This window comes from Faecalimonas canis (assembly GCF_054601575.1).
The window spans coordinates 18760-44203 of the sequence record NZ_BAAHSI010000016.1 but is presented as its reverse complement, the minus strand read 5'-3'; the positions used below and the strand labels follow the sequence as shown (position 1 = coordinate 44203).

Sequence of the window (25444 nt, the reverse complement as noted above, 5' to 3'; positions counted from 1 at the left end):
TCTTTAGCCCTTATCTTTCTCTATTCTTTCCTTACTCGTAAAAAATACATAGAATTTTTTCTCTTTTTTTTCATATGAAATTCCGTACTTTTCACAGATTTTCTTTACTTCCTCCTCGTAGGAGTCACGTTCTTCTTCCGTATCAAATTTGCGGCTGACTGCCTGCATCCTAACGCCTTCTGCAACCATTTCACAAAGACAATCCAATGCCCCCAGTCTATATGAATATGCGTCAACAGGTCTGTTTTCTCTATCTTTTACTTCTTCATACTCCTCTTTATCAAGAGATAACGGCACACCTGACGCACTTCTTACATTCACTCCGCCATACCATGTACTGTCCACCTCAAAAATATCCCCAACCTGATATTCCATGGAAAACTCATCATTTTTCTTAATTATCCGAATCTTCTTCCTGCTCATCTCGTTTCCTTTCCTCAGAAATAGCATTCAGCCAATCTACTGCCTGCCAAATTCCATCTGTATTAAATGCAAAATATTGTACTGTTTTTTCTTCTTTCGGAGTTACCTGCCAACAATATGGCGTAAACCAATATGCTGCTGCCAGTTTTGTTTCCCCGTCCGTTTCTTCTTTATATAATCGGTAACGCATCTTTTCATCGCTTCCGCAAAACGCTTCTTTTTTTAGCAGTTGTATACTAATCATGCCTTTTAAATCTATCATGATTTCACTTCCTTATCCCATATTATTTGAATTTATGTTATAGTAACAACTATGTTGAATTATACTATAGGTTTGGAGTTTGTACAACGGGCGGATTGAGGGAGAATGAAATTCTTCTTGCTTAAGATATAGATTTTTTCTTCTTTTTCTGCTATACTTTATAAACTTTGATTATTAGGAGAAGAGGAAATGTTCCAGCAAAAGATAGATACTATTTTTCACATTCTAAAGAATAACCTACCAAACAATACATGGGACGGTAAAGAATGTATTAAAGAAATGCGAGAAAATAAATATAAACATTGGAAACAAATGGAATGGCCGGGATTTTATTTTCAATTCAAGTGTGAAACTCTATTATCCCAAAATCAACTTATGAGTATTCCCGGTCCTAAATTCAATAATGTTGAATTTGACGGATTTAGCAATATTCCTTGGGATTTTAAAGCACACAGCATCGACCCGAATAAGACTGATAATGAAAAAATACCTACAAACGGTTATGATGAAACAATAATGGCAATTGAAAAATATGGCAACATTGGTTTTATTATTATTACAGGCTTAACTCAATATGATGATGCCTCTCAATCTTTCAAAAGATGGCACGATGAATATAAAGGAGGTATAAGTAATTATGAAATGAAAAGGGTAAAACGTTCCGCACAGTCACGGAGACGAAAAATTTCTTTTACCCCCCAGGAACTCATTTTTGTTTTCTTAAATAAAAAAAATATCAACTCCTGCGGAAAATTTCAAGAGGATTTTCGCAATTCAAATGGCTCTGCCAGAAATCCTAAAGTACTACTTAAACTCAAAAAAAATAAAGATTTGATTGTTTTTAGATATGATTTTCAAACAGGAGAAAAATCATTCCCTCAACACTTCCGATTTATCGACCTGTTTGCAGGAATAGGAGGTTTCCATCAGGCAATGCATAATCTCGGCGGGGAATGTGTATTTGCATCGGAGATAGATAAGTATGCCATCGAAACATATAAAGCCAATTATGGTATAGATGCCGGAATTAATATTCGAGATGTCCATGAAGAAGATATCCCTGAACACGAGGTTCTTTGTGCCGGATTTCCATGCCAGGCATTTTCAAAAGCAGGTTACCAAAAAGGATTTGAGGATGAAACAAGAGGAACTTTATTTTTTGAAATTGTACGAATATTGAAGTATCATCGTACTCCATATATCATTTTGGAAAATGTCAGAAATTTAACTTCCCATGACCACGGAAATACATGGAGAGTTATCAAATCCGCTCTTCATGAATTGGGATATATTATTACAGAAGAACCGATTATTATCAGCCCTCATCAATTAGGTGTTCCTCAACTTAGAGAACGTGTCGTTATTTTAGGCGTACACAAGTCACTTGGAATCAAAAATCTAAACATCAAATTACCGGATAAAAGTAAAGATGATATAAACTTTTTAACTTCCGGAATTCTTGAAAAAACAGAAGTAAATAAAAAATACTATATTTCTTCACATGAAGAAAAAGTCCTTACCTGTTGGAACGAATTTATTAAAGGTATTCAGGAGAAAGTGATTGGATTTCCAATCTGGTCAGATGAATTTGGGCAAACTTATAATTATCGCGATTTAGGTTATGCTGACTGGAAAGTGAAGTTTATCCAAAAAAATCGTCAACTATATGAAAATAATAAAGAATTTATCGACTCATGGTTAAGAAAATGGAATAATTTGGAAGATTTTACAATGACTGAAAAAAAATTTGAATGGCAATGTGGAAAAGACTGCTCCTCTGTCTGGGAAGCACTCATTCAATTCAGACCTTCCGGTGTACGAGTAAAAAGACCTAGCGTCTTTCCGGCATTGGTGGCAATGGTACAAATTCCAATTATCGGCTCTGTCAAAAGACGGCTCACACCAAGAGAAGCTGCAAGATTACAGAGTTTTCCTGATAATTTCATTTGTAATCCAAATGACCGTCAAGCTTATAAACAGTTTGGAAATGCCGTTAATGTACAGGTTATTCAATATATGGCAGAGCAACTATTTAAGCAAAAAGACGAATTGGAAGAAACACAAAAAGATGCACTCGATTTATAAGTGCATCTTTTTTATAAGCATTGTTTATTAACCGTTTGAAATCTATTATAAAGAAATCTTAACTATTTCTTCTTTTTAGGTTTTGGTGTGGGCAATTCCTCATACATAACATTAAACAAACCGATCAAAAACTCTTTATTATCAACTTCTTTTACCAGCAACATTTCTTTCGCCCCCTGATAAGGTGCTTCATAAAAAACGGAAGGCATATAGGAAATCGCTGATTTCACCGGCTTTACAAGTAATCTATCATCATATATCCCACCAACAATTTTCCCCCTATAGTATATAATATACTCTCCCATCATTTCTCGATATGTAATTTCTTCCAGTTCAGATAACTGTTCTAAAATAAATTGCAAATATCTTTTGTTCGATGCCACAATTTCACTCCTAACTAAGATTTTTTATAAATAAAATCATTCTTCAAAAACAGAAAAATATATCCCTTTACTTTTACTTGTTAACTTTACAATCCAAATAAATCCAGATTTACTAAAGGTATTATTAACTCACATATTTCGTTATTCAAATCATCTCCTCAATAACTTTGATAAAATCCATCTCCAAAACCACTTGCTACCACAACTAACTTATTGTTCGTATTGGGGTTTATCCATTCAATAAAATCTCCCTCTTCAGATTGGAACTGCGGATACTTTTCTACACTATTCTTGAAAAAATCAGAAAAATAATCATCATGATTTCAATTCGGATTATCTCTTTACCAGTTATCTATAAATTATCTATATTCTTTTGCAACTTGTTCGTCGCAAATGGAAAGCATACCTGCATCAACAGAAAATCCGCTTAACACACCATCTGTTCCTACAAATACTGCACTATCTTCAGTTGGAGTGGTTAATTTATATACTATGGCATCTGTTTCTTTTATTTTCATTCTAGCAGTACACATACGAATTCCAATTTCAGCACTCCTGCAAATAGAAATTTCTATAGGATATTCACCGATAGGTATTTGCGTATCTAAAATCGGAGAAAATTGATTTTATGGTAAATGGGCAAGGGGATCGGCAACTATAATCTTACCCGTTGGACAGCTTATCTTCCCTATTATTAAATAAAATCTAGTATTGGTTTTTACAAATTGTTTTTTATATCATCAGCCTTTACTTCCATATTAGAAATATATTTCTAATTAAATTCAAGCGCCTTCTGAATATCCGTCACTAAATTTTTTCTTTATTCTTCTTAAACTTACTAAGCAATCCCATAGTCATTCTCCTTCTCCAATTCCGATATACTGGATTGCTTCCAGTAATTATTTTTTATTTAAATTTGCGGTCTGTATCTATAAATCACAAAACTATCATCCGATGTATCTAACAATTTTTTATTGACCGTAAATTTTAGATTTCTTGGCTTTCCGTCACTATTTAAACCAAATTGTTTGTTAATTGAAAAATACTTTTCTTTTGTTATTTCATTTAATTCAATTATTACCATTTCGGAATATGCTATTGAATGAGGGGTATTTCGTGCAGATAACTCATTAAATGGCTTTTTAGAATCCCATTCCCCCATATCCTTAATAAAATGATTGCGCCATTTTACCATTTCATAATCATTCGTTTTTCCTTGCTTTTTATCGTGTATATACATAACAAACCAAATTCGATGATATTTATTTAAGGCATCTATTACTTTAGTTTCATCATTTAACAATGTATTTCCGCCGCCTTCACAAACCGCTTTCAAATCACCAATAAAATGATATTTGCAATGAGGAAAAGCTAAATCCAATCCCATTTTCCCATATTCTGAAATAACTGATAAATCTTCACTTGTTGCAATATAATCTATATAATCTGATAAATTATCATGAAAAAATTCACTATAGTATGCCTCTATAAGCCATCCATTCCAAAGATTTTGTTTCCACATACTAAATCCTGTTTTGTCCTTAAGATCTTTCATGTATGTAATGGCTTCTTTAGCCGTAATCCATTCGTTCCAACGGATTTTTTCCTTATTTAATTTTTGAATTGCTGCAATGATCGGATTTTTTTCTTCTTTTTCTGTTGAAGAAAAGAATTCTTTTAAAGACTCACTTTTTATTGCACCAACAATATTATTATTTTTATCAACCTTCTCAAAATATCCGTTCATATAGCCCTGATACAAGTCATTTAAGAAAATATGACAAGAATACTGAGCTTTATGTCCTCCAGCGGAAACCATTTCTTTACCTATATGTTTTTTCAAGTAGGATTCCGGTTTAAAGTATGCCCAAATATTAATATCATTATAAGAGTACAGACCAAGCCACATCACATCACCATCACCTGAATATTTATCATAAAATGTCTTCCAATTACTATTGTATTGAATTCGCTTTAAATCTTTCGGATGCTGACCCTCTTTTCCACCCATAAATGTCAGATTTGCTGCCATAATATAAGTTTTTCTTCCTTCTTCACCTTCGATGACTCCTGTAACAATCCTTTGCCCCTTAAAAAATTGAATTACTTTAAAAGAATTTCCCAAGGAATTTTTAAGTATTATTTCCATCTCATCTCGTGTCTTTTTTGTATCCGGTGAATATTCTACTATCAATTCATCATTGAATATTTTAAATTGTTGCGGTAATACATTTGTCATATTATATTTCTCCTTAACTATTCTCCAAAGATAAAATTCTCAATTCTTCTCTGTATAGGTAAAACTCAAACTTACTGAATATCTTAACTTTATTCTTTCTCACAACAGTCTAGATAAAAATTGCTAATGTATCATTCTATCTAATCATATCTAATGTGCTTTCCTCTAAGTTAATAATTTTACTTGCAGATACAGATGCGTAATGTCTAAGTATAATGCTAGCGAATCAATCATACTCTCTTTTGTTCTTGTATCAACAAGCAAATTTACTTCACCGCTTTCAACACCATCCAATCCACAGCCTAAACGCTGCCACATTTTTTACTGTTTCTATTTCCGTTCATGCAGACTGCCCGGTAAATAAATTCCCTACAACAAAACCGGACTTTCCGCAAGGCTCTCGTGACGCAAACCTCACAAAAAATCCGAAAACACGCAAGCTTTTAGTGCTTATTTTTCTTTCCTTGAAAGCAGACATACCGTCTCCACATGCACCGTATTCGCAAACTGATCCACCGCCACACATTTTTCCACTCTATATCCTCTCTCCTGTATCATCTCTAAGTCCCTCGCAAGACTTGTCACTTTACAAGAAATATACACGATTTTATCTACCTGATAATCCAATATCTTAGGCAGGGCTTTCGGGTGAATTCCATCTCTTGGCGGATCTAGTACAATCACATCCGGCCTCTCTTCAATCTCATCAAGAACTTTAAATACATCTCCTGCTATAAATTTACAGTTAGAAAGTCCGTTATGTTTTGCATTTTCCTTCGCTGCCTCAACAGCCTCCTCGATAATCTCCACACCGATTACTTCCCTTGCCACTGGTGCAAGTATCTGACCGATCGTCCCTGTTCCACTGAACAAATCATAAACTGTCATATCATCAATATCACCGATATATTCTCTTACCGTGTCATACAAAACCTCCGCCCCTACAGAATTCGGCTGAAAAAATGAAAATGGTGTAATCTTAAACTCCATACCTAAAAGTTCTTCATAAAAATAATCTTGTCCATATAACAAAATCGTTTTATCACTCTGCACTACGTCTGACAAAGAATCATTTAAAATATGCAAAATGCCTACAATCTTGCCTTCTAGTTGAAGAGAAAGTAATCTGTCAACTAACGGCTGCATATCATGTTCTTCCTGTGTCGTCGTAACAAGATTAATTAGAATTTCTCCTGTTTTATCGCCACGTCTTAACAATAGATGGCGAAGATATCCAATATGTTGCATTTTTTTGTAATAGCCGACATTTTTTTCCTGAAAATATGTTAAAACACAATTTAAAATTTTCGTCATATCTTCATGAACCAATTTACAATCCGACGCCGTCAAAACATCATATGTACTGCCTTTTTTATGCAATCCAAGAGAAAGCGGACCATCTTTATACTCATCGCCAAAAGAAAACTCCATTTTATTTCGGTAAGCAAACTGTTTCGGACTTTTCTTTACTCCTTCAAATATATAGTCTTCTTTTATTACGGAATCTAAAATTTCTTTTACCTGTGTACTTTTCATTTTTATCTGTTCATCATATGACATCGTCTGATACATACATCCCCCACATTGTGGAAAAATGCTACATACAGGTTCAATTGTTTCATATGGTGACTTTTCTAAAACTTCCAAAAGTCTTCCTTCCGCTTTTCCTTTTCGCATTTTATTGATACAGAATTTTACTTTCTGCCCCGGAATACCGTTTTTTACAATCACCTTTCTTTCTTCGGATTCCACCGGTACAATTCCTTTATTTAAAAATTCTACCTTTTCGATAATCCCTTCATAAATCTGTCCTTTTTTCATTTAGTCAAACCTCTCCGCTTCTATTCTTTTAATAATTTTTTATATTCCGGAATATAAAGAACTAACGATACCGTTAATAAAACACCGCTTACTAAAATCATTCCGTTAGCAATATTCATATTGATATCCGGTATTAATATGAGTGCAAACATAATAACATATAATACTGCTGTAGATTCTTTCCCAAACCATTTTGCACCGTTTAACATCTTCCCTTTTCTAATTAAAATATATCCCATTATTCCCATAAAACCTTCTTTTACAATAAGAAGACACGCAACTACTCCAAACCATTCAAACCGAACGGATAATGCACATACAATTGCTATCTGTGTCAATTTATCTGCAATCGGATCTATTGCTTTGCCAAGTTGGGTAACCATATTGAATTTTCTCGCTACAAATCCATCTAAGAAATCTGTAATACCTGAAATTCCGATAATTACCGCCGCCATTCTATAATCTGCAATTGATTCTGCCGTTAAATATCTCCATAAAATAACAGGAATTAATATAATTCTAAAGTATCCCATTAAATTAGGAATTGAAAAAATCTGTTTCTTTAAAGGTACATCTCCTAAAACCATAACTTCTTCCTCCAAATAGATTAGGCAGGACTTCGTCCTGCCTAATTGTTGCTAACTAAATTTCATCTTCATCTCCGAAAAACTCATCATCGAAATCATCTTCAAAATCTTCCTCAAAGTCTTCTAAATAATCCGGTGTAAAGAAACGATATACTGCATATGCAATTCCTGCAACAGCCGCAATCACACCAACAATTGCAAGTACCCAAAGTACTGTATTTTTTGTCTTATCCTCATCTTTTTTGTGTAACAATTCACTTACTTTTGATGCTGCAATAATGTCTTCAAATTTACTCATATCCGCACGTCCTTTCTATATTGTTTTTTCACATACAAGTATCATTTCCACCATTATACCACTTGTATCTATAGATTTCTACCACTAAATTGGCATTCTTTTGTAAAACAAAATAGGATTTTTAACCCTCTCGCTCTGACTATATATTATATGAAAATACTGTTATTTTATCCTCTAAATTTTTTGCAGTTTTGCAAATGTCGCAAACATTTTTTTCACGCCAACCTCGTCAAACTGAACCGTCACTTCGTAATCTCTTCCACCTGCCGTCATGGCTGTCACACTTCCTTCTCCGAACTTCATATGTTTCACTCTGTCACCCACATCGTATCCCGGTCCTTCACCTGACACCGTTCCGAACTGTTTTATCGGTTTCGCCGTTGTAAATGCTTTCGTTCTAAAGGTCTGTTTAGCCTGAGCATATGCTGTCTGTTTTGGCATTTCCACTGTATTTTTTTCTACAATACTTCCGGTATCCAGTAAATCTAACGGAATTTCTTTTAAAAATCTGGACAGTTTATTATATTGCGTTTCCCCATGTACCATACGCCTTCTTGCACTGGTCATTGTCAAATGTTTTTTCGCTCTTGTAATTCCCACATAACAAAGGCGTCTTTCTTCTTCTATTTCCATTGGATCATCCGCTGTGATTGTCATATAACTCGGAAACAATCCGTCTTCCATTCCTGCCAAATATACATTTGGAAACTCTAGACCTTTTGCACTGTGCAATGTCATCAAAACTACATAATCACTATTTTCATCTAAAGTGTCTACATCCGCCACCAATGCCACTTCTTCCAAAAATCCACTTAAAGTCGGCTTCTCATCTTCGCATGATTCTTCATATGCAACAATTTTATTTTTTAACTCTTCTATATTCTCTATTCTTGTCTGTGCCTCAATTTCATTTTCAGCCTCTAAAGCGTCAATATATCCTGTCATTTCAATAATTTCTTCCATTAATTGTGACAGAGAAATTTTTTCTGACCGCTCCTTAAAATGCTCAATTAACGCCACAAAAGAATCAATCTTCGAAAGACTTCTTCCTATATTATCAATTAAATCTGCCGAACAAAGTGCATCATAAAAACTGATGCCTCTTTCAAGTGCATTTTCCTGCACTCTGTTCACTGTAGTAAGACCGATACTTCTTTTGGGAACATTGATAATCCTTCTGACTGCCAAATCATCTTTCCCATTGTCAATCGTTTTCAAATAAGAAAGTAAATCTTTGATTTCTCGTCTGGCATAAAAGTTTACGCCACCAATAATTTTATACGGAATATTTGCTGTAACAAATTTCTCTTCAAACATTCGTGACTGGGCATTTGTACGATACAAAACCGCATTATCACTATATGTAAACCCTTTATTAGCGCATCCTTTTCGTATATCGTCCACAATATATTCCGCTTCATCAAACGCCGTATCAAACTGCCTGAATCCGATTTTTTCTCCTTCTTCATTGTCTGTCCAAAGAGTCTTCTCTTTTCTTCCCGTATTATGTCGGATAACCGCATTTGCAGCATTTAAAATGTTGGAAGTAGAACGATAATTCTGTTCCAATTTAATAACTTTACAATTATCAAATACCTTTTCAAAATTTAAAATGTTATGAATATTTGCCCCTCTAAATTTATAAATGGACTGGTCATCATCTCCGACAACACACAGATTTTTATATTTTTCTGCCAGGATACGAATCAATTGAAACTGCACCGTGTTTGTGTCCTGATATTCATCAACCATAATATAGCGAAATCTTTCCTGATAGTAATCCAAAACATCCGCCTGCGTCTGAAAAAGTTGTACGGTTTTTAAAAGTAAACCATCAAAATCCAGTGCATTATTCGCCCGCAGTTGTTTTTCATATTCTTTATATACCTGTGCAATTTTACCTTTTACATAATCCCCCGCTGCATTCAATTCATATTCTTCCGGTGTAATCAACTCATCTTTAGCGGAGGAAATCTCACCTAAAAACATTCTTTCTTTATATACTTTCGTATCAATCTGAAGCATTTTACAGACGTCTTTCATCAGTGTTTTCTGGTCATCTGTATCATAAATAGTAAAGTTCGTATCATACCCTAACCTGTCAATATAACGTCTTAAAATACGGACACACATAGAATGAAATGTACTGACCCAAATACTTTCTGACCCAAATCCCACAATTTTATCCACACGCTCACGCATTTCCCCTGCTGCTTTATTCGTAAATGTAATCGCAAGGATATTCCAAGGATTTACACCTTTTTCTTCTATTAAATATGCGATTCGGTGAGTCAATACTCTCGTCTTTCCCGATCCTGCCCCCGCAAGTATTAAAAGCGGTCCCTCCGTATGAAGTACCGCCTCTTTTTGTTCTGCATTTAATGTATCATAAATACTCATCTGTAACTTCCCTCTATTAATTTATTTCCATATAGTAGCCTGTTTAGTATAGCATTTTACCCCCTCCATTTCAACGCTATTCACCCACGATTTCTATCTGACAGACTTTCATAGTTTCTAAAGCCTGTCTATGACTTTGCGGTGTCACTCCTGCGCAGCAAGAAGCATCTACAATAATCGGAATTGCAGGAAAATACGTTTTCAATACCATTGCATTTGAAATAACACAAATATCCGTACAAAGACCAATCAATGTTATGCTCTCAATTTTCTCTTCTTCGTTATATTTTTGTAAAACAATCGGTAATTTCCTACTGCCAAACGTTTCCTTGTCAATCGGCGTTTCAGAAAGCAAACTTTGAATCTTTTCGTTAATTTCCCAGCCGACAGTATTTCGTATACAATGTTTTATCGGAAGTTTTCCTCCCTCCTGCGTTTCCAAATAATTTTCTCCATGGGTATCTCTTGTTGCCAACACTTTTCCATGAAAGGTTTTGATTCTTTTTATTACATTCGGCACAATCGCCACCGCTTCATTTGTTCCTAATGCTCCGTCAATAAAATCATTTTGCATATCTACTACAACTAATATATTCATTTTTCTTCTCACTTTCTTCTATATTTTGCCTCAATTTTCATGTAGACAATCATCATTCCTATCACCGCAAACATAAGTCCTATTACACTAAACAAAATAACAGGTGAATTTTGTTTTGAAAATAATAATGGTACTCCAAGCAGAATAAAAATCATTCCAAAATAGAAAAATAATTTTCCTACTGCCCTATTGTACATTTTTACATCACTTATCGTCACGGTTTTAGCATTTGCCCAAAATCCTGCCGGTTTTTCTGAAAAATAATCGTAAATTCCCATTACCATAAATACAAAACCGATAATCGCCCAAATCACAAATGCTATTTTCATTTTTCACACCTGCCTTCCAACTCTTTTTGAAATATTTTTAAATGTACAGGAGAAATCAACGTGAATTTACTTCTTCCGCCTACAATATAATCTATTTCTATTCTATCCAAAGAACACGCCGGTGCTGAGAGAGGATTATGTGTTTTTTTTATATTTGTTATGGAAGAATACAAAATTCTCTCTTTTCCAAGCCATCCCGCCTTAATCAAAAGATGATCTGAATAAAAAATATACTTAATTCTTACAAGAGGTATAATAAGAAGCAAAATAAATGCAATACTTCCCAACGTGACCCACTCTATCTTTCCTTTTTCAATCAGGCTATGAACCAAAATCCACAGTTCCATTCCGATAACTGAAATAATGATGAGAGCCAGCCACCAGTCAACTGCCGTACGATAGGCAACTCCTTTCTCCTGACTTTCCACCTGAAGAAATTTTGCTTTTTCTCTCGGATTACTTTTAGCAATTTTCTTTTCCTTTACTATATAAAATCCGATAGGCAGAAATACTGAAATTAATGTTATTGGCAGAAATAAAACACCTAAATTTCTTTCTAAAATCGAAGTTATAATCATATAGGCAAATATACAAACTAAAACAAAAGCCGTCCACGTCATCATCGGATATGCCGTATGTAAATTCTCCTTATCCTGTTCACTCGCATATTTGGATATTCCACTTGCTTTCAGATAATATGAAACAATTGAAAAAAGCCCAATCAATAGCCAAAGAATAAAAAACAATAAAATCAATTCTTCTTTATTTCCTATCCTATCTACCTGTCCGGACATTCCGTAATGTGCCGGAATTTTGTCGGGAATATGACTCCAAAAAAGTACCGGTAAAGCAGTAACTGCCGCTCCTATAAATAACGTGATTTTACGTACAATCTTACACATTTTCAATACCTTATTTTCCTTCATAGCCATTCCCCCTTTAATTGATTTGCCCTCATTATACTACTATCCAAACCTTTTGCAATAGTTATTTTTTGCCCTTGTCATCTAGTTTTGATTACTATATAATAAGTGTATCGAGGTGATGAAATGACAATTGACAAAAATGACTTTTTAAACAGTATTCTTTCGAGTATTTCTCGAATTGATTATGTAAAATTGGAAGATATTCCAAATATTCAACTTTATATGGATCAGGTAACGACGTTTATGGAAACTCAACTTTCCTCATCTAAACGTTACGAAGAAGATAAAATTCTTACAAAAACAATGATTAATAATTATGCAAAAAATAATCTTCTTCCGCCGCCTGAAAAGAAAAAGTATTCAAAAGAGCATATGTTAGTGCTTATTTTGATTTACTACTTTAAAAATATCCTTTCTATTAAGGATATTGAAACACTGTTAAAACCAATTACAGATAATTATTTTCACTCCGACTCTGATTTTAACCTGACTACCATTTATGAAAAGGTATGTAAATTAGAGAAAGAACGAATTGATTTTCTACAGGAAGATATTAAAAACATTTATACAACTTCCACGGAAACTTTTGAAGAATCTGATACCGAAAATAAAGAATTTCTTCAACTATTTTCCTTTATCTGTACACTCAGTTTTGACGTGTATGTAAAAAAACAATTAATCGAAAAACTGATTGACCTGCTTCCCGAACCCGACAAAAAGAAGAAATAATATTAACTTTTATACTTTAGTAGAATGGAGTTCAAAAAATTATACCATTGGAGGAGGCTACAATGAACTTATGTATTGACACACATTCCCATACGCTTGCAAGCGGTCACGCTTACAGTACCATAAGAGAAATGGCTAAAGCCGCATCGGAAAAAGGGCTGATCGCTCTCGCAATTACAGAGCACGCTTCAACTATGCCTGAAAGTTGTGGAAACTTTTACTTTTCCAACTTAAAAGTTGTTCCTCGAAGGATGTACGGCGTTAATTTGCTCCTAGGAGTTGAATTAAATATATTAGATGAAGAGGGAAATATTGATTTGCCTCTTTCCTTATTAAAAAGTGTAGATATTGCCATTGCAAGCATTCACACCCCGTGTTTTCAAGAAAAACGCGGTATTGAAGAAAACACAAACGCCTATATTTGTGCCATGAAAAACCCATATATAGACATCATCGGGCATCCTGATGATTCCCGTTTTCCCATCGATTATGAACGACTTGTATACGCAGCAAAAGAAACAGGAACTCTTTTAGAAGTAAACAATACCTCCCTTTCCCCTAATAGTTTTCGGGAAGGTGCAGTAGAAAATATAAAAACAATGCTATCTCTCTGCAAAAAGTATCATGTGTCAATCACTACAGGAAGTGATGCTCATGTAGATATTGATACAGGCAACTTCACTTATACCAAACAAATATTAGAAAGTTGTGCTTTCCCTGAAGAACTTGTTGTAACAACAAATTGGGATAAATTAAGAAAATTTATGAAACGTAACAAAAAAATGTAGACTTCAAAAGTTTACTGTGCTAAAATAGAAAAGTAGTTTAGAAATACAGAGTTATAGGAGAATTAGAAATATGAGTAAGAAAATCAGAACAGAGTCTGTTGATTATCTGTTCGATGCTATTCTAAGTCTAAAAGATAGAGAAGAATGCTATACATTTTTCGAAGATGTTTGCACAATTAATGAACTACTTTCACTGTCCCAACGCCTTGAAGTAGCAAAGATGCTTAGAGAGCAAAGAACATATTTAGAAATCGCAGAAAAAACAGGAGCGTCTACTGCAACTATCAGCCGTGTAAACCGTTCTCTTAATTACGGAAATGACGGATACGATATGGTATTTGAAAGATTGCATAAGTAATTAAAAAATATAAGAAAGCATTGGTCTAAAAAGACTTTTGACTTTCTTATATTTTTTTATTTTGTGCGTATACTATAACCGAAAGGAGCGTACAAAATGAAAAACCATTTAAAACGTTATATACTCATCGGAATTATATTCGTCACTATAACAGGAACATTATCTCATTTCATATATGAGTGGTCCGGCAAAAACCCGTTTTTAGCCCTTTTCTTTCCTGTAAATGAAACCACATGGGAACATATGAAACTCGTTTTCTTCCCGTGTATCATTTATGCATCATTTATGGTTTATAAATTACATTCTTTATATCCTTATATTGTTTCTTCACTCTCCGCCGGTATCCTTATAGGTACATTTTCCATACCGGTTATTTTTTATACTTACACCGGAATTTTAGGGTTTCATACTCTGCTTCTCGATATTATAACGTTTCTGCTCAGCGTGATTATCACTTTCCTTACGGCATATTTTTTTACTATTTCCTGCAAATTGAAGAAACAAGCACCTTGGATAATCTCTCTGATATGTCTTACTCTTTGCTTTTTCTTCTTTTCTATAAAATGGATATAATTATTTCTGTGCCTTTTTTGCATATTCTGTCGTTACAAGTTCTTTATACGGAACTCTTTTTTCTAACTCATCGGCACTTTCCAATATATCCTGTAATAATTCAAAACTTTCTTTCTCAAAAATTAAGTTTTCTTTCCATGTTTCCTGCTCAGCATATCTTTTTACGATTGTTGTAATTGTTTCCATATCCGCATCTTTAAATTGCGGTTTTATTATCTCCGCAATTTCTTCAGGTGTATGTGATTGTACATAATCCATTCCTTTTTGTAAAGCATTCGTAAATCCCTGTAAAACTTTTTTGTTTTCTTTTATATAACTTTTTTTCGCACAAAAGGCTGTGTATGGAACATAACCACTGTCTTTTCCGAGAGATGCCACGACATATCCTTTTTGTTCAGATTCAAGGAGAGTTGCACTCGGTTCAAATTCAACAGTGAAATCTCCTTTTCCTTCTGCAAACGCTGGTGCTGTAGAACCAAAATCAATACTCTGATTTATTTTCACATCTTTTTGCGGCGTCATTCCATTTTTCTTCAAAATATATTCAAATACCATTTCCGGCATACCACCTTTTCTTCCGCCAATAACTTCTTTCCCTTTTAAGTCTTGCCACTTAAAATTCGGCATTTTTTCTCTTGCTACAAGAAAATTTCCTGCTCTCTGGGTTAACTGCGCAAAGTTTACGACATAATCTTTTGCCCCTTCATTGTAAGTGTAGATAGACGATTCAGAACCCATGAATCCTATTTCCGCATCACCTGACAAAACAGCCGTCATTGTCTTATCTGCCCCAAATCCAGTCTTCAACACAAGGTCAATTCCCTCTTCCTCAAAATATCCCTCTTCAATCGCTACATACATCGGTGCATAGAAAATGGAATGTGCCACCTCATTTAATCGTACCTTCTGTAACCTATTTTTCTGCTCTTCTTCCTTTTTACAGGCTGTCATAGAAACTGCGGTCAAAGTTACCGCAACCGCCATCACCAGTGAAATAACTCTCTTTTTCATTTTATTTCCCCCACTTTATTTCTTTACTCTATCAATATATGTCAGATCAGAAAATAGGTGTTTTTAACACATTACAATAATTTTTCTCGGAGTTGTCTGAGGCGGAACACTTCTTGTCGTAATTGTATAATATACAATCAACGTATTTTGGCCCACCGGACATAAATATTGCTGACCGTTTGAAGTAATCACTTCCGTTCCTCTGGAAATATTTAATTTTAATCGGTCATCTGCCGCCGTCAGATTTTCATTAAAATATCCCACATATATTCTCTCATTTGGCATATTTCTTCCGATGATAACAGCCTGATACTGTGGCGGATAAATAAGAGGAACAGGAAGATTTGCATCATAAAAAGCAGTCACCTGCATTCCTGGACGGAAACGCACCATATCAATCACATACGTTTCAGAAGAGATAATAAAGTTATGCACTCCCTCCGTATTTTGTATGGTAATCATTTGTCGGCAACAATCTTCTCCCATCGGTTGAATGCGTTGTATTCTTCCGGTAATTGCAACTAGATTTTCCATAATTCTTTCCTTTTTATTTCTTTATTTTTAATATATGCCCACCTTCTAAATATGAAACTTTTTATGGATTTCCTGCAATACTTCTTCCTTTTTGAAAATCACTAGTGCTGCCAGTAAAAGAAAACTAAACATTACACAGAACAGTGAAGGAATTGTATTTGTAACCACATTTGTTATAAGAAATATAAGCGGAACAATTACACCGTAACTTCCCGCCATCAAAAGATAAATGATATAGTCTTTCGCATTTAATTTCTGTACTCTTATCGCTGCCAGCATAAATACGATAATACAAATCACGGCAATCGGAAACACATATCCTACGGACCATCCCCGCCAGTTTGTTGCTATATCCCACAAAACACAACCTACTGTAATCAACATCATTTCCCACACTCCGTTTTTCAAAAGATTATGACGTTTCTTAAATCCCGTCACAAATACAATCCATGTACTGCAAATAAGTCCCGTTACAAACACTGCCCAATAAATTCCCGAAGTTATTATATTATTAATTCCAAATGTCAGCGTAATACCTGATATACATAAAAATGAAAACCACCGGAAAAGTTTTTTCGACAATTCCGACTGCTCCTGCTTGTCCGGATACGCAGGATTTTCAATTTTAATATGAATGCCCAATTTTGACAAAATATCAAAAAAGTTTCTAATGACATTATCCGCATCACTTCTTGCTGTAAATCCGAGCGACAGTTTATCTCCGAATGAGCAGGCACACAATTCCAATTTTCCCGTACTTGTATATACACCAAACCGATAAATATATTTTTCATATTCTTTCGGCATGGAAACTATGCTCATATTAGAGAATACAGCAGTCAATTCTTTTTCTGCCAATTTCGCCCCTGCCTGCATACAGACATTTTTCAACTCCAACGGTGTAACTCTGAGAAACGGATTTTTTTCTAATGCAATCCACTCATTCATATGCTCTGCCATTCTTTGCGTATTTAATTCGTCCTGAAAAAACTGTTTCACATACATAAGCACATCTTCAAAACTGTCTTTTTCCCGTCCAAATTGGTAGCATGGTTCAATCCAGCCAAAGAAATTTAACATAGACTCCGAAGGAAATAATTTTCTGAGATTAACGGGAATCATTAATTTTACAGGATATTTTTCCTCTGTTTTTGACATTTCCTTATGTATTGCACAGAGAAGTACGGCAGTGAGGAAAACAGTCATCGTCACACCGTATTCTCTTGATTTTTTCAATACTTCCGCGACAGATACCGTTGCCTCCGTTATCTGCATTTGGAAACGATTTTGTTTCTGTTTTTTTAGTTGGAAAGCCTTTTGTTTCTTTTCTTTTTGTTTTTTTATTTTAGGAGAATAATATTTTTCAAATCCGTCCACTTCCTGATCCGCCACGGTAACCGATTCATTTCCGAGAGGAATATCTTCTATTCCCTCATCTTCATGAGCAATCAACAAATAATTTTTCACTAACTCACGCAAAAATAATGTTGCTCCCGTTCCGTCCGTCAGGGCATGGTATACTTCAAAATTAATTCGATTTTTATAATAAGTCACTTCAAAAAGCAGACTTTTTTTATCCCTGATATAAATATCACTGCACGGTTCTTTCCATTCTTCTTCGGCAATAGGTTTTAAATGGCTTTTTTCCAAATAATGCCAAAATAGACCTTTTCGCATAACCGAAAGAAATATCGGATACTTTTGAACCGTTTTATCCAACGCCTGCTGCAAAATTTCTTTTTTTATTTCTTCCTTTAATTCACAATAAAAGCGAAAAACTCTCGTATCTGCCCTGCCGCTTGTCGCAGGAAATATCTTTGCCGCATTATCTAATTTTCTCCATGCTGCCCTTTTTGCTTCCCCCATGCTAACACTCCTCTAAAAATCTACAAATATATTCCAAACTTTCCTGTACATGATAGTGTTTTAACCCTAATGCAAAAAAACCGTGAACTGCATTTTGTATACGATACATTTTAACATCCACATTTGCATTTTGCATCCGTCTTCCATAATCTTCTCCCTCATCCCTGAGCGGATCAAATTCTGCGGTAAGTATAAGCGCTTTCGGTAAATTCGAAAAATCTTTCGCTTTAATTGGTGCAAAATATGGATTTCCCTTGTCTTTTTCCTCGTTCTTGTACAACTCGATATAGTCCTGCATTTTCTGAGCAGTTAGAAAAAAGTCTGTCCCATTTTCTTTCACTGACAAATATGGTGATTTTTCTGAATAATCGCTATTGACTGCGGGATAAATTAAAATCTGCCTTTGTGGAAAAAACTCTCCCATATCTCTCGCTTTCTGACATACCCCCGCAACAAGATTTCCTCCTGCACTATCTCCGATAAGAGTTATCTTTTCCAAGGGTATATCTGTAATGAGATTTTCCGTAAATACTGCTTTTGCCACTCTATAACAATCGTCAAATCCGGCAGGAAAAGGATTTTCCGGTGCAAGACGATAATCTACGGAAACGACAATCTGTTTTGTAGCCTCTGTCAATTTAGCACATATTCTTTCATAACTATCTACACTCTCCGTAACCCAACCGCCACCGTGAAAAAAGAGTAATACGCCTTGATTCTTTTCCTTTTCTCTCGGAAGATACAGGCGTATCGGTATTTTATATCCGTTATTTTCAACATAATAGTCAACTGTCTGATGAAAAACTTTAAGTAAATCAATCCGTTTTAAATCCGCCATATGTCTGGCTGACTTTACTTCAATTCTCCCTTGCGAAAGTTTTCGCATCACTTTTCTCACTGCTCTTTTCATTTTTTTACTCCCAAATTATTTTCTTTATCATATACAAAAAGGCATCACAGTTCAACTGTAATGCCTCATTTTTTTCATTTTATAACAAGAAATATTTTCCTACAAACAAGATTGCAAGTACAATCATTAACGCACTCATCTTCTTTTCTTTTGCTTTTCCCGAAACAATGTTCAAAATTACATATGAGATAACTCCCATTGCAATACCTTCGGAAATACTGTAGAAGAATGGCATTGCTGCGATACAGATAAAGCATGGAAGCCCTTCTGTAAAGTCTGAGAAATCAATCCCTGCCACATTTGTCAACATATAAAATCCTACTACGATAAGCGCAGGTGCTGTTGCAAATGACGGAATAGCAAGAAAAATAGGTGATAATAAAAGAGAAACACCAAATAATACTGCTGTTGTCACTGCTGTAAGACCTGTTCGTCCCCCTTCTGAAACACCCGATGCACTTTCTACGAAAGTAGTTACTGTTGATGTACCAAGTACTGCTCCGGCTGTTGTAGCAACAGCATCTGCCATTAACGCTCCCTTAATTCTAGGAAGTTTTCCGTCTTTGTCAAGCATATTTGCCTTTGTAGAAACACCTATTAATGTTCCAAGTGTATCAAAAATATCTACAAATAAGAATGCAAAAACTACTACGATAAACTCCCCTATTTTAACTCCCGAAAAACTTAATTTTGCAAAAATAGGTGATAAACTTGGCACGCTGATTCCATTGCTGAAATCAGGCAATAAACTATACATACCTAATTCTGCATTCGGAACATAAAGTCCTGTCATCTGACAGATAATTCCTAAAATCCATGTAATCAAAATTCCCCAAAGGATATTTCCTTTTACATTTTTTACAACAAGAATTGCAGTAATAATTACACCAGCAATCGCTAAAAGAACAGTAATTCCTACATCATTCATAGATGCCGATACCTGATTTATCTCATTATATTTATCAACAGAGAATAACTGTACTAGAGTTGAACCTCCAATAACAATTTTTGCATTTTGTAAACCAATAAATGCAATGAATAATCCTATTCCAACACTTACCGCTGATTTCAAATTCATTGGAATCGCATTGAAAATCGCTTCACGCACATTTGTTACAGATAAAAGAATAAAAACAAGACCTTCTACGAATACCGCTGCCAAAGCAACCTGCCATGTATAGCCCATACCAATAACTACCGTATATGCAAAGTAAGCATTCAATCCCATCCCCGGCGCTAAGGCAAATGGATAATTTGCAAAAAGTGCCATTAGCAATGTACCTAAACATCCTGCCAAAGCAGTTGCCGTAAATACAGCTCCCTGATCCATTTTTGCTGCCGAAAGAATACTTGGGTTTACCGCCAAAATATATGCCATTGTCATAAAGGTTGTAATACCGGCAAGTATCTCTGTTTTCACAGTTGTATTGTTTTCTTTCAGTTTAAATAGTTTTTCTAACATACCCTCTCGTTCCTCCTTAAGTAATACTCGTCTAGTTTATCAGAGAGTGTATACAATGTAAATCTTTTATATATGATATATACTTATAACTATTTATAAGTATCACCTTCAAATAATTCTGTAGACAAATATCTTTCTCCTGTATCTGCAAGCAATGCAACGATTACCTTTCCTGCATTTTCCTCTTTTTTTGCCTCTTCAATTGCTGTATACACTGCCGCCCCTGAAGAAATTCCCACTAAAACACCTTCTCTGTATGCAAGCATTCTAGCCCCTTCATACGCCTGTTCATTTTCTATTCTATAAATTCTGTCATATATTTCTGTGTCCAAAATGTCAGGAACAAATCCGGCTCCAATTCCCTGTATGCCATGAGAACCCGCATTCCCTCCCGACAATACAGGTGATTTTGCTGGTTCAACCGCTATCACTTCTACAGTTTTATTTTTTTCTTTTAAATACCGTCCCGTTCCGGTAATCGTTCCTCCCGTACCTACTCCCGCAACAAATATATCCACATTTCCTTCTGTATCTTCCCAGATTTCCTGTCCTGTTGTTTCATAATGTGCCTTTGTATTAGAAGGATTTGTAAACTGCCCCAATATAATTGCCCCGTCAATTTCTTTTTCTAGTTCTTCCGCTTTTTGAATTGCGCCTTTCATTCCCAGTTTTCCGTCTGTGAGAACAATTTTTGCCCCGTATCCTTGCAATAATTTTCTTCTCTCCTCACTCATTGTTTCCGGCATAGTGAAAATTGCCTTATACCCTTTCGATGCCGCCGCCATTGCCAATCCGATTCCTGTATTTCCGCTTGTGGATTCGATAATCGTAGCGCCTTTTTTCAATTTCCCCTGCCGTTCAGCATCTTCTATCATCTTTTTCGCCACGCGGTCTTTCACACTTCCTGCCGGATTAAATAATTCCAACTTCACATACACTTTTGCCTTTAAATTTTCCGATTTTTCTATTGCAGAAATCTCCAACAAAGGTGTATTTCCGACTAATTCCATTACGTTTTTATAAATTTTTGCCATTTTTCTTCTATCTCCTCTCTTTTTTGTCAGCCGAATAAACGAAACATATCGAATAAGCGCTAATTATTTTGTATATTTTTTATGAAACAAACTCGTTTTTTATTGACTTTTATATATATTTATGCTAATCTAACGAAGTATCGTTTCCGATACGGCATTTATTATTTTTTTATTTTTATGGAGGTAACATTATGAACAAAGGTACAGTAAAATGGTTCAACAACCAAAAAGGGTATGGATTCATCTCTGACGAAGCCGGAAATGATGTATTTGTACATTACACTGGTTTAAACATGGAAGGATTCAAATCCTTAGAAGAAGGTCAGGCAGTTGAATTTGAAATTACAGAGGGTGCTAAAGGTCCTCAGGCTGTCAACGTAGTAAAACTTTAATCAACATTTGAAATGTGCCTTTTATTTATAAGATTTAATATATTTGATTTCATATTTAAAAGCATCACTGGAAATGAGATTAGAAAGCCCGATACATTACTGTATCGGGTTCTTTGTATGATGATAAGAAAGTTCTTCTAATCTCCTGCGATAAATCACCCTTGTATCCCCAAGTATATCCTGTATTCCTCTTTTTTCTTTGTCAATTCCGACTAAAAGATAACCTATTCCCATGCAAAATCCACTTAAAAATCTTCCAATAGTTTCCCTGTAAATAACATTAAATAGGGATAGTTTTTCACCGTTTACACTGACTACCTCTAAATTCATGGCACGTTTTCCAAGTGTTGCACCTGTACAGTATGTACACAAAATGAAATAAGAAACTCCACATACATATAGCACAATATCCTTTAACGTATAATGAAACAATATATGCCCGTCTATCTGTGAAAAAACTAAATGTAACGGAATTTGAATAAAGAACAACGCCGCCCATACAATAATACTGTCAATTATATACGCTGCAAGTCTTGCAAAGAACCCTCCAAACACTGTCGGATTATCGTAATTGTTCTGCATAATACATCGGCACCCCGCTTCCCAATTCCGCTTCAGTTTCCTTCAATACTTCCGCTTCTGACTTTGTCTTCAGACTTTCCAATTTACCAAAAAGTGATGCAAGCATAGATGGTTCTGTACTTGGCTCATAGAAAATAATGTTCTCTCCGACTTCTGTTCGCATATCTTCCCGTATATCTTCATACAAACCTATTTCATCAATTAAACCTTTTTCTTTCGCCTGTTTTGCTGAGTAAATTCTTCCGTCTGCAAGTTTCTTCACATCTTCTTCGTTCATCTTTCTTCCGTCTGCCACAATTTCAACAAAACGCTCATAGGATTCATCCACTATACTCTGATAAATTGCAACCTGTTCTTCATTCATTTTGCTCATATCTTTATTCTTTCCGCTTGTTATGCTAAAAGAACGAATGCCCAGTTTTTCGTATAATCCCGTCATATCAAATCCTGAAATAATGACTCCGATAGAACCTGTTGTCGTATTTGGATTAGCATAAATCTTATTTGACGGTGCTGAAATATAATATCCGCCTGAAGCCGCATAATGTTCCATATACGTCCATACCGGACGTTTTGTCTTCCGCTGATACTCTTTCAATTTTAAATACAACTCCTCAGACTCATATACGGTTCCGCCCGGAGAATCTACCCGAAGAAGAATCCCGCTGTTTGCAGGATCTTCTTTCATTCTGTCAATATATTCCAGCGTATCTGAATGCTGATACCCCTCACTTACTTCAAAAATACCTCCTGATTCTGTCTGTTCCTGTATTGTCCCCACAACACTTACCACTCCTACATACTCTCTGTTCGGAAGTTGTAATTCTGTTCCACCTGACAGAATTTCACTGGAATTTCTTTTTAAAAAGGAATCGGCAATCGTATTTGTAAGTACACTTGTCACACCTGTGGTAATAAACAACACGGCTGCCACCACCGCCCCTATAATCTGTTTTTTGTTCATTTCTATTCTTCTCCTTTATCTAACGTATTTTCCTCCGGTACGGAATTTTCAGATATTCCTCCCTTCTCTTCTTCCGTCTGACTGCTTTGATGATTTTCTTCCTGAATTTCTTTTTCAGGTTCTTTTTCCGTATCCTGAGTCTGTTCTTTTACAGGCTCTTTTGTCGTTTCTTTTTTTCCCGTATCTTTTTCCTTTTCATCATTTATTTTTTCTATACCGATTTTCGCCCATTTTTTCAATGTTTCCCTATTATAATATGCCGCTGTTCCAAGCACTGCCAAAATAATGAGAAAAAGAACAAATTTCAAAAATCCGTGTCCTTTTTTCTCCTTTGTTTTCGTTTTCTTCTTTTTCCCAGAAGATTTAAAAGGTAATCTGATTGAACCTCCTTTTTTCTTTTTCGTCTTTGTCCGGACTGATTTTTCCCTATCCTGTCCTCCTGTTCTACACTCTTTCCGTTCTTCTTTTTGCTCTCTCTGTTTATCTAAATTTACTTTTATTTTACAATCATAACAAAACGCATATGTATTATAAATCGGGTCGCCCTGCCTATCTTTGCCCACTTCAACCGGTTTTATCTTCATTTCATTTCCACATCTTTTACACTTCATAAGTATTTCCTCCTTATTTAGATTGAAATATATTATAGCACACTGTTTCTTTTTATTTGTAAAAAAAATCTTAACTTTAATTTCATTTTACGATATAATAGTCGAAGAAATTTAAGTAAAACAAAGGAGTTATACATATGAATAAAAAAGAAATTTCGGAAATAAAAAAACAGTTTACGCCCGCAAACTGTGCAATCACACGCATTTGCGGATGCTATGTAAACGGAGAAAAGGAAAAACAATCTACATTTAAGCAGGCTTTCCTTTCTCTGCCGGAAGAAGAAATGTTCAAATATTTTGATATTTTTCGCAAAGGTCTGTCAGGAACTCTTGGAAAAAATCTAATCAATATGGAGTTTCCGCTTGAAACAGAATTAAACGGTGGCACTCACGAATTTCTTCTTAAACTCCGCGAGAGCCGTCTGACTAACGACACTCTCTTGAATACTTTTTACGATAAAATCATCGAATCTTACGATTATGCGGAACATTATCTTATTCTTCTTATTCACAGCGCCTATGATATTCCGGGGAAATCTTCCGACAATGAGGAAATGTTTGACGCTTCCGATGAAGTTTATGATTATATTGTGTGCAGCATATGTCCTGTCAAACTTTCAAAGCCGGGTTTATCTTATGACGCAGAGTTAAATTCTTTTCACGACCGCATTCGTGATTGGATTGTAGAAATGCCAAATCACGCTTTTTTATTTCCTGCTTTCAACGACAGAAGTACAGATATTCATAGCACACTCTACTATTCTAAAAAACCCGAAGAATTGCATATGGAACTTGTAGACAGTTTACTTGGCTGTTATCCTCCTCTTACTGCCGGAACACAAAAAGAATCTTTTAATACGCTGATTACGGAAACGCTCGGAGATGAATGCTCTTATGAAGTCGTAAAAAATATTCACGAAAATCTTAACGAACTCATTGAAGAGCAAAAAGACTCCCCTGTCCCTGTTGAACTAGACAAAGAAGAGGTGAAGTATCTGTTTGCCAAAAGTGGTGTGGAACAGGAAAAACTGGAAAACTTTGATACACAGTATGAAAACGTGGCAGGCGAAAAATCCACACTTCTCGCCACAAACATTACAAATACAAGAACTTTTGAAATTAAAACTCCCGATATTGTTATCAAAGTAAATCCTGAACGCACCGACCTTGTGGAAACAAGGATAATCGATGGCAGACAATGCCTTGTTATCGGTGTAGATGACCATGTAGAAATCAACGGTATTTCTGCTCGAACAATTTTAAAAAAGGATGAATAAAA

Annotated in this window: 28 protein-coding genes and 1 pseudogene; 7 read left to right on the top strand and 22 right to left on the bottom strand. The window is 35.1% G+C overall.

Features of this window, described 5'->3' with window-relative positions; translation table 11 throughout:
* Positions 1-3 precede the first annotated feature (3 nt).
* Positions 4-423 carry a hypothetical protein gene (locus ACYPXO_RS04745; protein WP_459639503.1) on the bottom strand — a complete coding sequence of 140 codons (420 nt, stop codon included), beginning with the start codon at positions 421-423 and terminating at the stop codon, positions 4-6.
* A complete protein-coding gene (locus tag ACYPXO_RS04740; protein WP_459639502.1) occupies positions 395-685 on the bottom strand; it encodes a hypothetical protein in 291 nt (96 codons plus the stop codon). Before ACYPXO_RS04740 ends, ACYPXO_RS04745 begins: the two co-directional genes overlap by 29 nt.
* Positions 686-874: 189 nt before the next feature.
* Here ACYPXO_RS04740 and ACYPXO_RS04735 point away from each other — a divergent pair, with 189 nt between their 5' ends.
* A complete protein-coding gene (locus ACYPXO_RS04735) occupies positions 875-2770 on the top strand; it encodes a DNA cytosine methyltransferase (protein WP_459639501.1) in 1896 nt (631 codons plus the stop codon).
* A gap of 62 nt (positions 2771-2832) precedes the next feature.
* Here the strand turns inward: ACYPXO_RS04735 and ACYPXO_RS04730 are convergent, their stop codons facing one another.
* The 11 genes and pseudogenes from ACYPXO_RS04730 to ACYPXO_RS04680 form a co-directional block, all read right to left on the bottom strand.
* Positions 2833-3153: a TfoX/Sxy family protein gene (locus ACYPXO_RS04730; protein WP_459639500.1), complete on the bottom strand. Its 321-nt coding sequence runs from the start codon at positions 3151-3153 to the stop codon at positions 2833-2835.
* 158 nt (positions 3154-3311) lie between these two features.
* Positions 3312-3764, bottom strand: a pseudogene (locus tag ACYPXO_RS04725) (DUF4241 domain-containing protein).
* Positions 3765-4063: 299 nt separating this feature from the next.
* On the bottom strand, positions 4064-5392 hold the full coding sequence (locus tag ACYPXO_RS04720) for a hypothetical protein (protein ID WP_459639499.1): 1329 nt from the start codon (positions 5390-5392) through the stop codon (positions 4064-4066).
* Between the two features lie 165 nt (positions 5393-5557).
* Positions 5558-5710 (bottom strand): hypothetical protein, encoded by a 153-nt coding sequence (locus tag ACYPXO_RS04715; protein WP_459639498.1) that lies wholly within the window; start codon positions 5708-5710, stop codon positions 5558-5560.
* A 132-nt stretch (positions 5711-5842) separates the two neighbouring features.
* Positions 5843-7213, bottom strand: a complete 1371-nt coding sequence (gene rlmD / locus ACYPXO_RS04710; protein ID WP_459639497.1) for a 23S rRNA (uracil(1939)-C(5))-methyltransferase RlmD — start codon at positions 7211-7213, stop codon at positions 5843-5845.
* Between the two features lie 20 nt (positions 7214-7233).
* Complete coding sequence (locus ACYPXO_RS04705; RefSeq protein ID WP_459639496.1) at positions 7234-7800, bottom strand: CDP-alcohol phosphatidyltransferase family protein; 567 nt, start codon at positions 7798-7800, stop codon at positions 7234-7236.
* A 55-nt stretch (positions 7801-7855) separates the two neighbouring features.
* Positions 7856-8098 (bottom strand): DUF4366 domain-containing protein, encoded by a 243-nt coding sequence (locus ACYPXO_RS04700; RefSeq protein WP_459639495.1) that lies wholly within the window; start codon positions 8096-8098, stop codon positions 7856-7858.
* A gap of 174 nt (positions 8099-8272) precedes the next feature.
* A complete protein-coding gene (gene pcrA, locus ACYPXO_RS04695) occupies positions 8273-10498 on the bottom strand; it encodes a DNA helicase PcrA (RefSeq protein WP_459639494.1) in 2226 nt (741 codons plus the stop codon).
* Positions 10499-10574: 76 nt separating this feature from the next.
* Positions 10575-11096 (bottom strand): cysteine hydrolase family protein, encoded by a 522-nt coding sequence (locus ACYPXO_RS04690; protein WP_459639493.1) that lies wholly within the window; start codon positions 11094-11096, stop codon positions 10575-10577.
* Positions 11097-11104: 8 nt separating this feature from the next.
* Positions 11105-11425 carry a hypothetical protein gene (locus ACYPXO_RS04685; RefSeq protein WP_459639492.1) on the bottom strand — a complete coding sequence of 107 codons (321 nt, stop codon included), beginning with the start codon at positions 11423-11425 and terminating at the stop codon, positions 11105-11107.
* The gene (locus ACYPXO_RS04680) at positions 11422-12351 is read right to left on the bottom strand and encodes a PH domain-containing protein (protein ID WP_459639491.1); all 930 of its coding nucleotides are present in this window, start codon (positions 12349-12351) and stop codon (positions 11422-11424) included. Before ACYPXO_RS04680 ends, ACYPXO_RS04685 begins: the two co-directional genes overlap by 4 nt.
* A 123-nt stretch (positions 12352-12474) precedes the next feature.
* Here ACYPXO_RS04680 and ACYPXO_RS04675 point away from each other — a divergent pair, with 123 nt between their 5' ends.
* From ACYPXO_RS04675 to ACYPXO_RS04660, 4 genes are all read left to right on the top strand, one after another.
* Positions 12475-13080 carry a DUF1836 domain-containing protein gene (locus ACYPXO_RS04675; protein WP_459639490.1) on the top strand — a complete coding sequence of 202 codons (606 nt, stop codon included), beginning with the start codon at positions 12475-12477 and terminating at the stop codon, positions 13078-13080.
* Between the two features lie 62 nt (positions 13081-13142).
* Positions 13143-13868, top strand: coding sequence for a phosphatase (locus ACYPXO_RS04670; protein ID WP_459639489.1), 726 nt, complete (start codon positions 13143-13145; stop codon positions 13866-13868).
* Positions 13869-13938: 70 nt separating this feature from the next.
* Positions 13939-14226, top strand: a complete 288-nt coding sequence (locus tag ACYPXO_RS04665) for a YerC/YecD family TrpR-related protein (protein ID WP_459639488.1) — start codon at positions 13939-13941, stop codon at positions 14224-14226.
* A 96-nt stretch (positions 14227-14322) separates the two neighbouring features.
* Positions 14323-14799, top strand: a complete 477-nt coding sequence (locus tag ACYPXO_RS04660) for a DUF6512 family protein (RefSeq protein ID WP_459639487.1) — start codon at positions 14323-14325, stop codon at positions 14797-14799.
* On the opposite strand, the gene ACYPXO_RS04655 is transcribed toward ACYPXO_RS04660, so the two are convergent.
* The 6 genes from ACYPXO_RS04655 to cysK form a co-directional block, all read right to left on the bottom strand.
* A complete protein-coding gene (locus ACYPXO_RS04655; RefSeq protein WP_459639486.1) occupies positions 14800-15810 on the bottom strand; it encodes an ABC transporter substrate-binding protein in 1011 nt (336 codons plus the stop codon). It lies immediately after the preceding gene.
* A gap of 63 nt (positions 15811-15873) precedes the next feature.
* Positions 15874-16344: a hypothetical protein gene (locus tag ACYPXO_RS04650; RefSeq protein ID WP_459639485.1), complete on the bottom strand. Its 471-nt coding sequence runs from the start codon at positions 16342-16344 to the stop codon at positions 15874-15876.
* Positions 16345-16389: 45 nt separating this feature from the next.
* Positions 16390-18210 carry a DUF6320 domain-containing protein gene (locus ACYPXO_RS04645; protein ID WP_459639484.1) on the bottom strand — a complete coding sequence of 607 codons (1821 nt, stop codon included), beginning with the start codon at positions 18208-18210 and terminating at the stop codon, positions 16390-16392.
* A 1-nt stretch (position 18211) separates the two neighbouring features.
* Positions 18212-19120, bottom strand: a complete 909-nt coding sequence (locus tag ACYPXO_RS04640) for an alpha/beta hydrolase (protein WP_459639483.1) — start codon at positions 19118-19120, stop codon at positions 18212-18214.
* 79 nt (positions 19121-19199) lie between these two features.
* Complete coding sequence (locus tag ACYPXO_RS04635; protein ID WP_459639482.1) at positions 19200-20582, bottom strand: NCS2 family permease; 1383 nt, start codon at positions 20580-20582, stop codon at positions 19200-19202.
* Between the two features lie 89 nt (positions 20583-20671).
* The gene (cysK, locus tag ACYPXO_RS04630) at positions 20672-21616 is read right to left on the bottom strand and encodes a cysteine synthase A (RefSeq protein ID WP_459639481.1); all 945 of its coding nucleotides are present in this window, start codon (positions 21614-21616) and stop codon (positions 20672-20674) included.
* A 191-nt stretch (positions 21617-21807) separates the two neighbouring features.
* On the opposite strand from cysK, the gene ACYPXO_RS04625 reads away from it, so the two are divergent.
* Positions 21808-22008, top strand: coding sequence for a cold-shock protein (locus ACYPXO_RS04625; protein ID WP_009757358.1), 201 nt, complete (start codon positions 21808-21810; stop codon positions 22006-22008).
* A 96-nt stretch (positions 22009-22104) separates the two neighbouring features.
* Here the strand turns inward: ACYPXO_RS04625 and ACYPXO_RS04620 are convergent, their stop codons facing one another.
* From ACYPXO_RS04620 to ACYPXO_RS04610, 3 genes are read right to left on the bottom strand one after another with little or no spacing between them, the layout of a single operon-like run.
* The gene (locus ACYPXO_RS04620; protein ID WP_459639480.1) at positions 22105-22590 is read right to left on the bottom strand and encodes an RDD family protein; all 486 of its coding nucleotides are present in this window, start codon (positions 22588-22590) and stop codon (positions 22105-22107) included.
* Positions 22571-23554 (bottom strand): signal peptide peptidase SppA, encoded by a 984-nt coding sequence (sppA, locus tag ACYPXO_RS04615; protein ID WP_459639479.1) that lies wholly within the window; start codon positions 23552-23554, stop codon positions 22571-22573. The genes ACYPXO_RS04620 and sppA overlap by 20 nt, the downstream gene beginning before the upstream one ends.
* 2 nt (positions 23555-23556) lie before the next feature.
* Positions 23557-24165: a hypothetical protein gene (locus ACYPXO_RS04610; RefSeq protein WP_459639478.1), complete on the bottom strand. Its 609-nt coding sequence runs from the start codon at positions 24163-24165 to the stop codon at positions 23557-23559.
* A 137-nt stretch (positions 24166-24302) separates the two neighbouring features.
* Here ACYPXO_RS04610 and ACYPXO_RS04605 point away from each other — a divergent pair, with 137 nt between their 5' ends.
* A complete protein-coding gene (locus ACYPXO_RS04605) occupies positions 24303-25442 on the top strand; it encodes a DUF4317 domain-containing protein (RefSeq protein WP_459639477.1) in 1140 nt (379 codons plus the stop codon).
* Positions 25443-25444: the final 2 nt, after the last annotated feature.

Excerpts from the sequence above, each read along its gene's own strand:
- ACYPXO_RS04720 (WP_459639499.1), bottom strand. The coding sequence starts at position 5,392 with ATGACAAATGTATTACCGCAACAATTTAAAATATTCAATGATGAATTG.
- ACYPXO_RS04690 (WP_459639493.1), bottom strand. The coding sequence starts at position 11,096 with ATGAATATATTAGTTGTAGTAGATATGCAAAATGATTTTATTGACGGA.
- ACYPXO_RS04660 (WP_459639487.1), top strand. The coding sequence starts at position 14,323 with ATGAAAAACCATTTAAAACGTTATATACTCATCGGAATTATATTCGTC.
- pcrA (WP_459639494.1), bottom strand. The coding sequence starts at position 10,498 with ATGAGTATTTATGATACATTAAATGCAGAACAAAAAGAGGCGGTACTT.
- ACYPXO_RS04610 (WP_459639478.1), bottom strand. The coding sequence starts at position 24,165 with ATGAAGTGTAAAAGATGTGGAAATGAAATGAAGATAAAACCGGTTGAA.
- ACYPXO_RS04745 (WP_459639503.1), bottom strand. The coding sequence starts at position 423 with ATGAGCAGGAAGAAGATTCGGATAATTAAGAAAAATGATGAGTTTTCC.
- ACYPXO_RS04675 (WP_459639490.1), top strand. The coding sequence starts at position 12,475 with ATGACAATTGACAAAAATGACTTTTTAAACAGTATTCTTTCGAGTATT.
- ACYPXO_RS04620 (WP_459639480.1), bottom strand. The coding sequence starts at position 22,590 with ATGCAGAACAATTACGATAATCCGACAGTGTTTGGAGGGTTCTTTGCA.
- ACYPXO_RS04645 (WP_459639484.1), bottom strand. The coding sequence starts at position 18,210 with ATGGGGGAAGCAAAAAGGGCAGCATGGAGAAAATTAGATAATGCGGCA.
- ACYPXO_RS04685 (WP_459639492.1), bottom strand. The coding sequence starts at position 11,425 with ATGAAAATAGCATTTGTGATTTGGGCGATTATCGGTTTTGTATTTATG.
- ACYPXO_RS04635 (WP_459639482.1), bottom strand. The coding sequence starts at position 20,582 with ATGTTAGAAAAACTATTTAAACTGAAAGAAAACAATACAACTGTGAAA.
- ACYPXO_RS04640 (WP_459639483.1), bottom strand. The coding sequence starts at position 19,120 with ATGAAAAGAGCAGTGAGAAAAGTGATGCGAAAACTTTCGCAAGGGAGA.
- ACYPXO_RS04650 (WP_459639485.1), bottom strand. The coding sequence starts at position 16,344 with ATGGAAAATCTAGTTGCAATTACCGGAAGAATACAACGCATTCAACCG.
- ACYPXO_RS04655 (WP_459639486.1), bottom strand. The coding sequence starts at position 15,810 with ATGAAAAAGAGAGTTATTTCACTGGTGATGGCGGTTGCGGTAACTTTG.
- cysK (WP_459639481.1), bottom strand. The coding sequence starts at position 21,616 with ATGGCAAAAATTTATAAAAACGTAATGGAATTAGTCGGAAATACACCT.
- sppA (WP_459639479.1), bottom strand. The coding sequence starts at position 23,554 with ATGAACAAAAAACAGATTATAGGGGCGGTGGTGGCAGCCGTGTTGTTT.
- ACYPXO_RS04740 (WP_459639502.1), bottom strand. The coding sequence starts at position 685 with ATGATAGATTTAAAAGGCATGATTAGTATACAACTGCTAAAAAAAGAA.
- ACYPXO_RS04625 (WP_009757358.1), top strand. The coding sequence starts at position 21,808 with ATGAACAAAGGTACAGTAAAATGGTTCAACAACCAAAAAGGGTATGGA.
- rlmD (WP_459639497.1), bottom strand. The coding sequence starts at position 7,213 with ATGAAAAAAGGACAGATTTATGAAGGGATTATCGAAAAGGTAGAATTT.
- ACYPXO_RS04670 (WP_459639489.1), top strand. The coding sequence starts at position 13,143 with ATGAACTTATGTATTGACACACATTCCCATACGCTTGCAAGCGGTCAC.
- ACYPXO_RS04605 (WP_459639477.1), top strand. The coding sequence starts at position 24,303 with ATGAATAAAAAAGAAATTTCGGAAATAAAAAAACAGTTTACGCCCGCA.
- ACYPXO_RS04735 (WP_459639501.1), top strand. The coding sequence starts at position 875 with ATGTTCCAGCAAAAGATAGATACTATTTTTCACATTCTAAAGAATAAC.
- ACYPXO_RS04665 (WP_459639488.1), top strand. The coding sequence starts at position 13,939 with ATGAGTAAGAAAATCAGAACAGAGTCTGTTGATTATCTGTTCGATGCT.
- ACYPXO_RS04680 (WP_459639491.1), bottom strand. The coding sequence starts at position 12,351 with ATGAAGGAAAATAAGGTATTGAAAATGTGTAAGATTGTACGTAAAATC.
- ACYPXO_RS04705 (WP_459639496.1), bottom strand. The coding sequence starts at position 7,800 with ATGGTTTTAGGAGATGTACCTTTAAAGAAACAGATTTTTTCAATTCCT.
- ACYPXO_RS04715 (WP_459639498.1), bottom strand. The coding sequence starts at position 5,710 with ATGTGGCAGCGTTTAGGCTGTGGATTGGATGGTGTTGAAAGCGGTGAA.
- ACYPXO_RS04700 (WP_459639495.1), bottom strand. The coding sequence starts at position 8,098 with ATGAGTAAATTTGAAGACATTATTGCAGCATCAAAAGTAAGTGAATTG.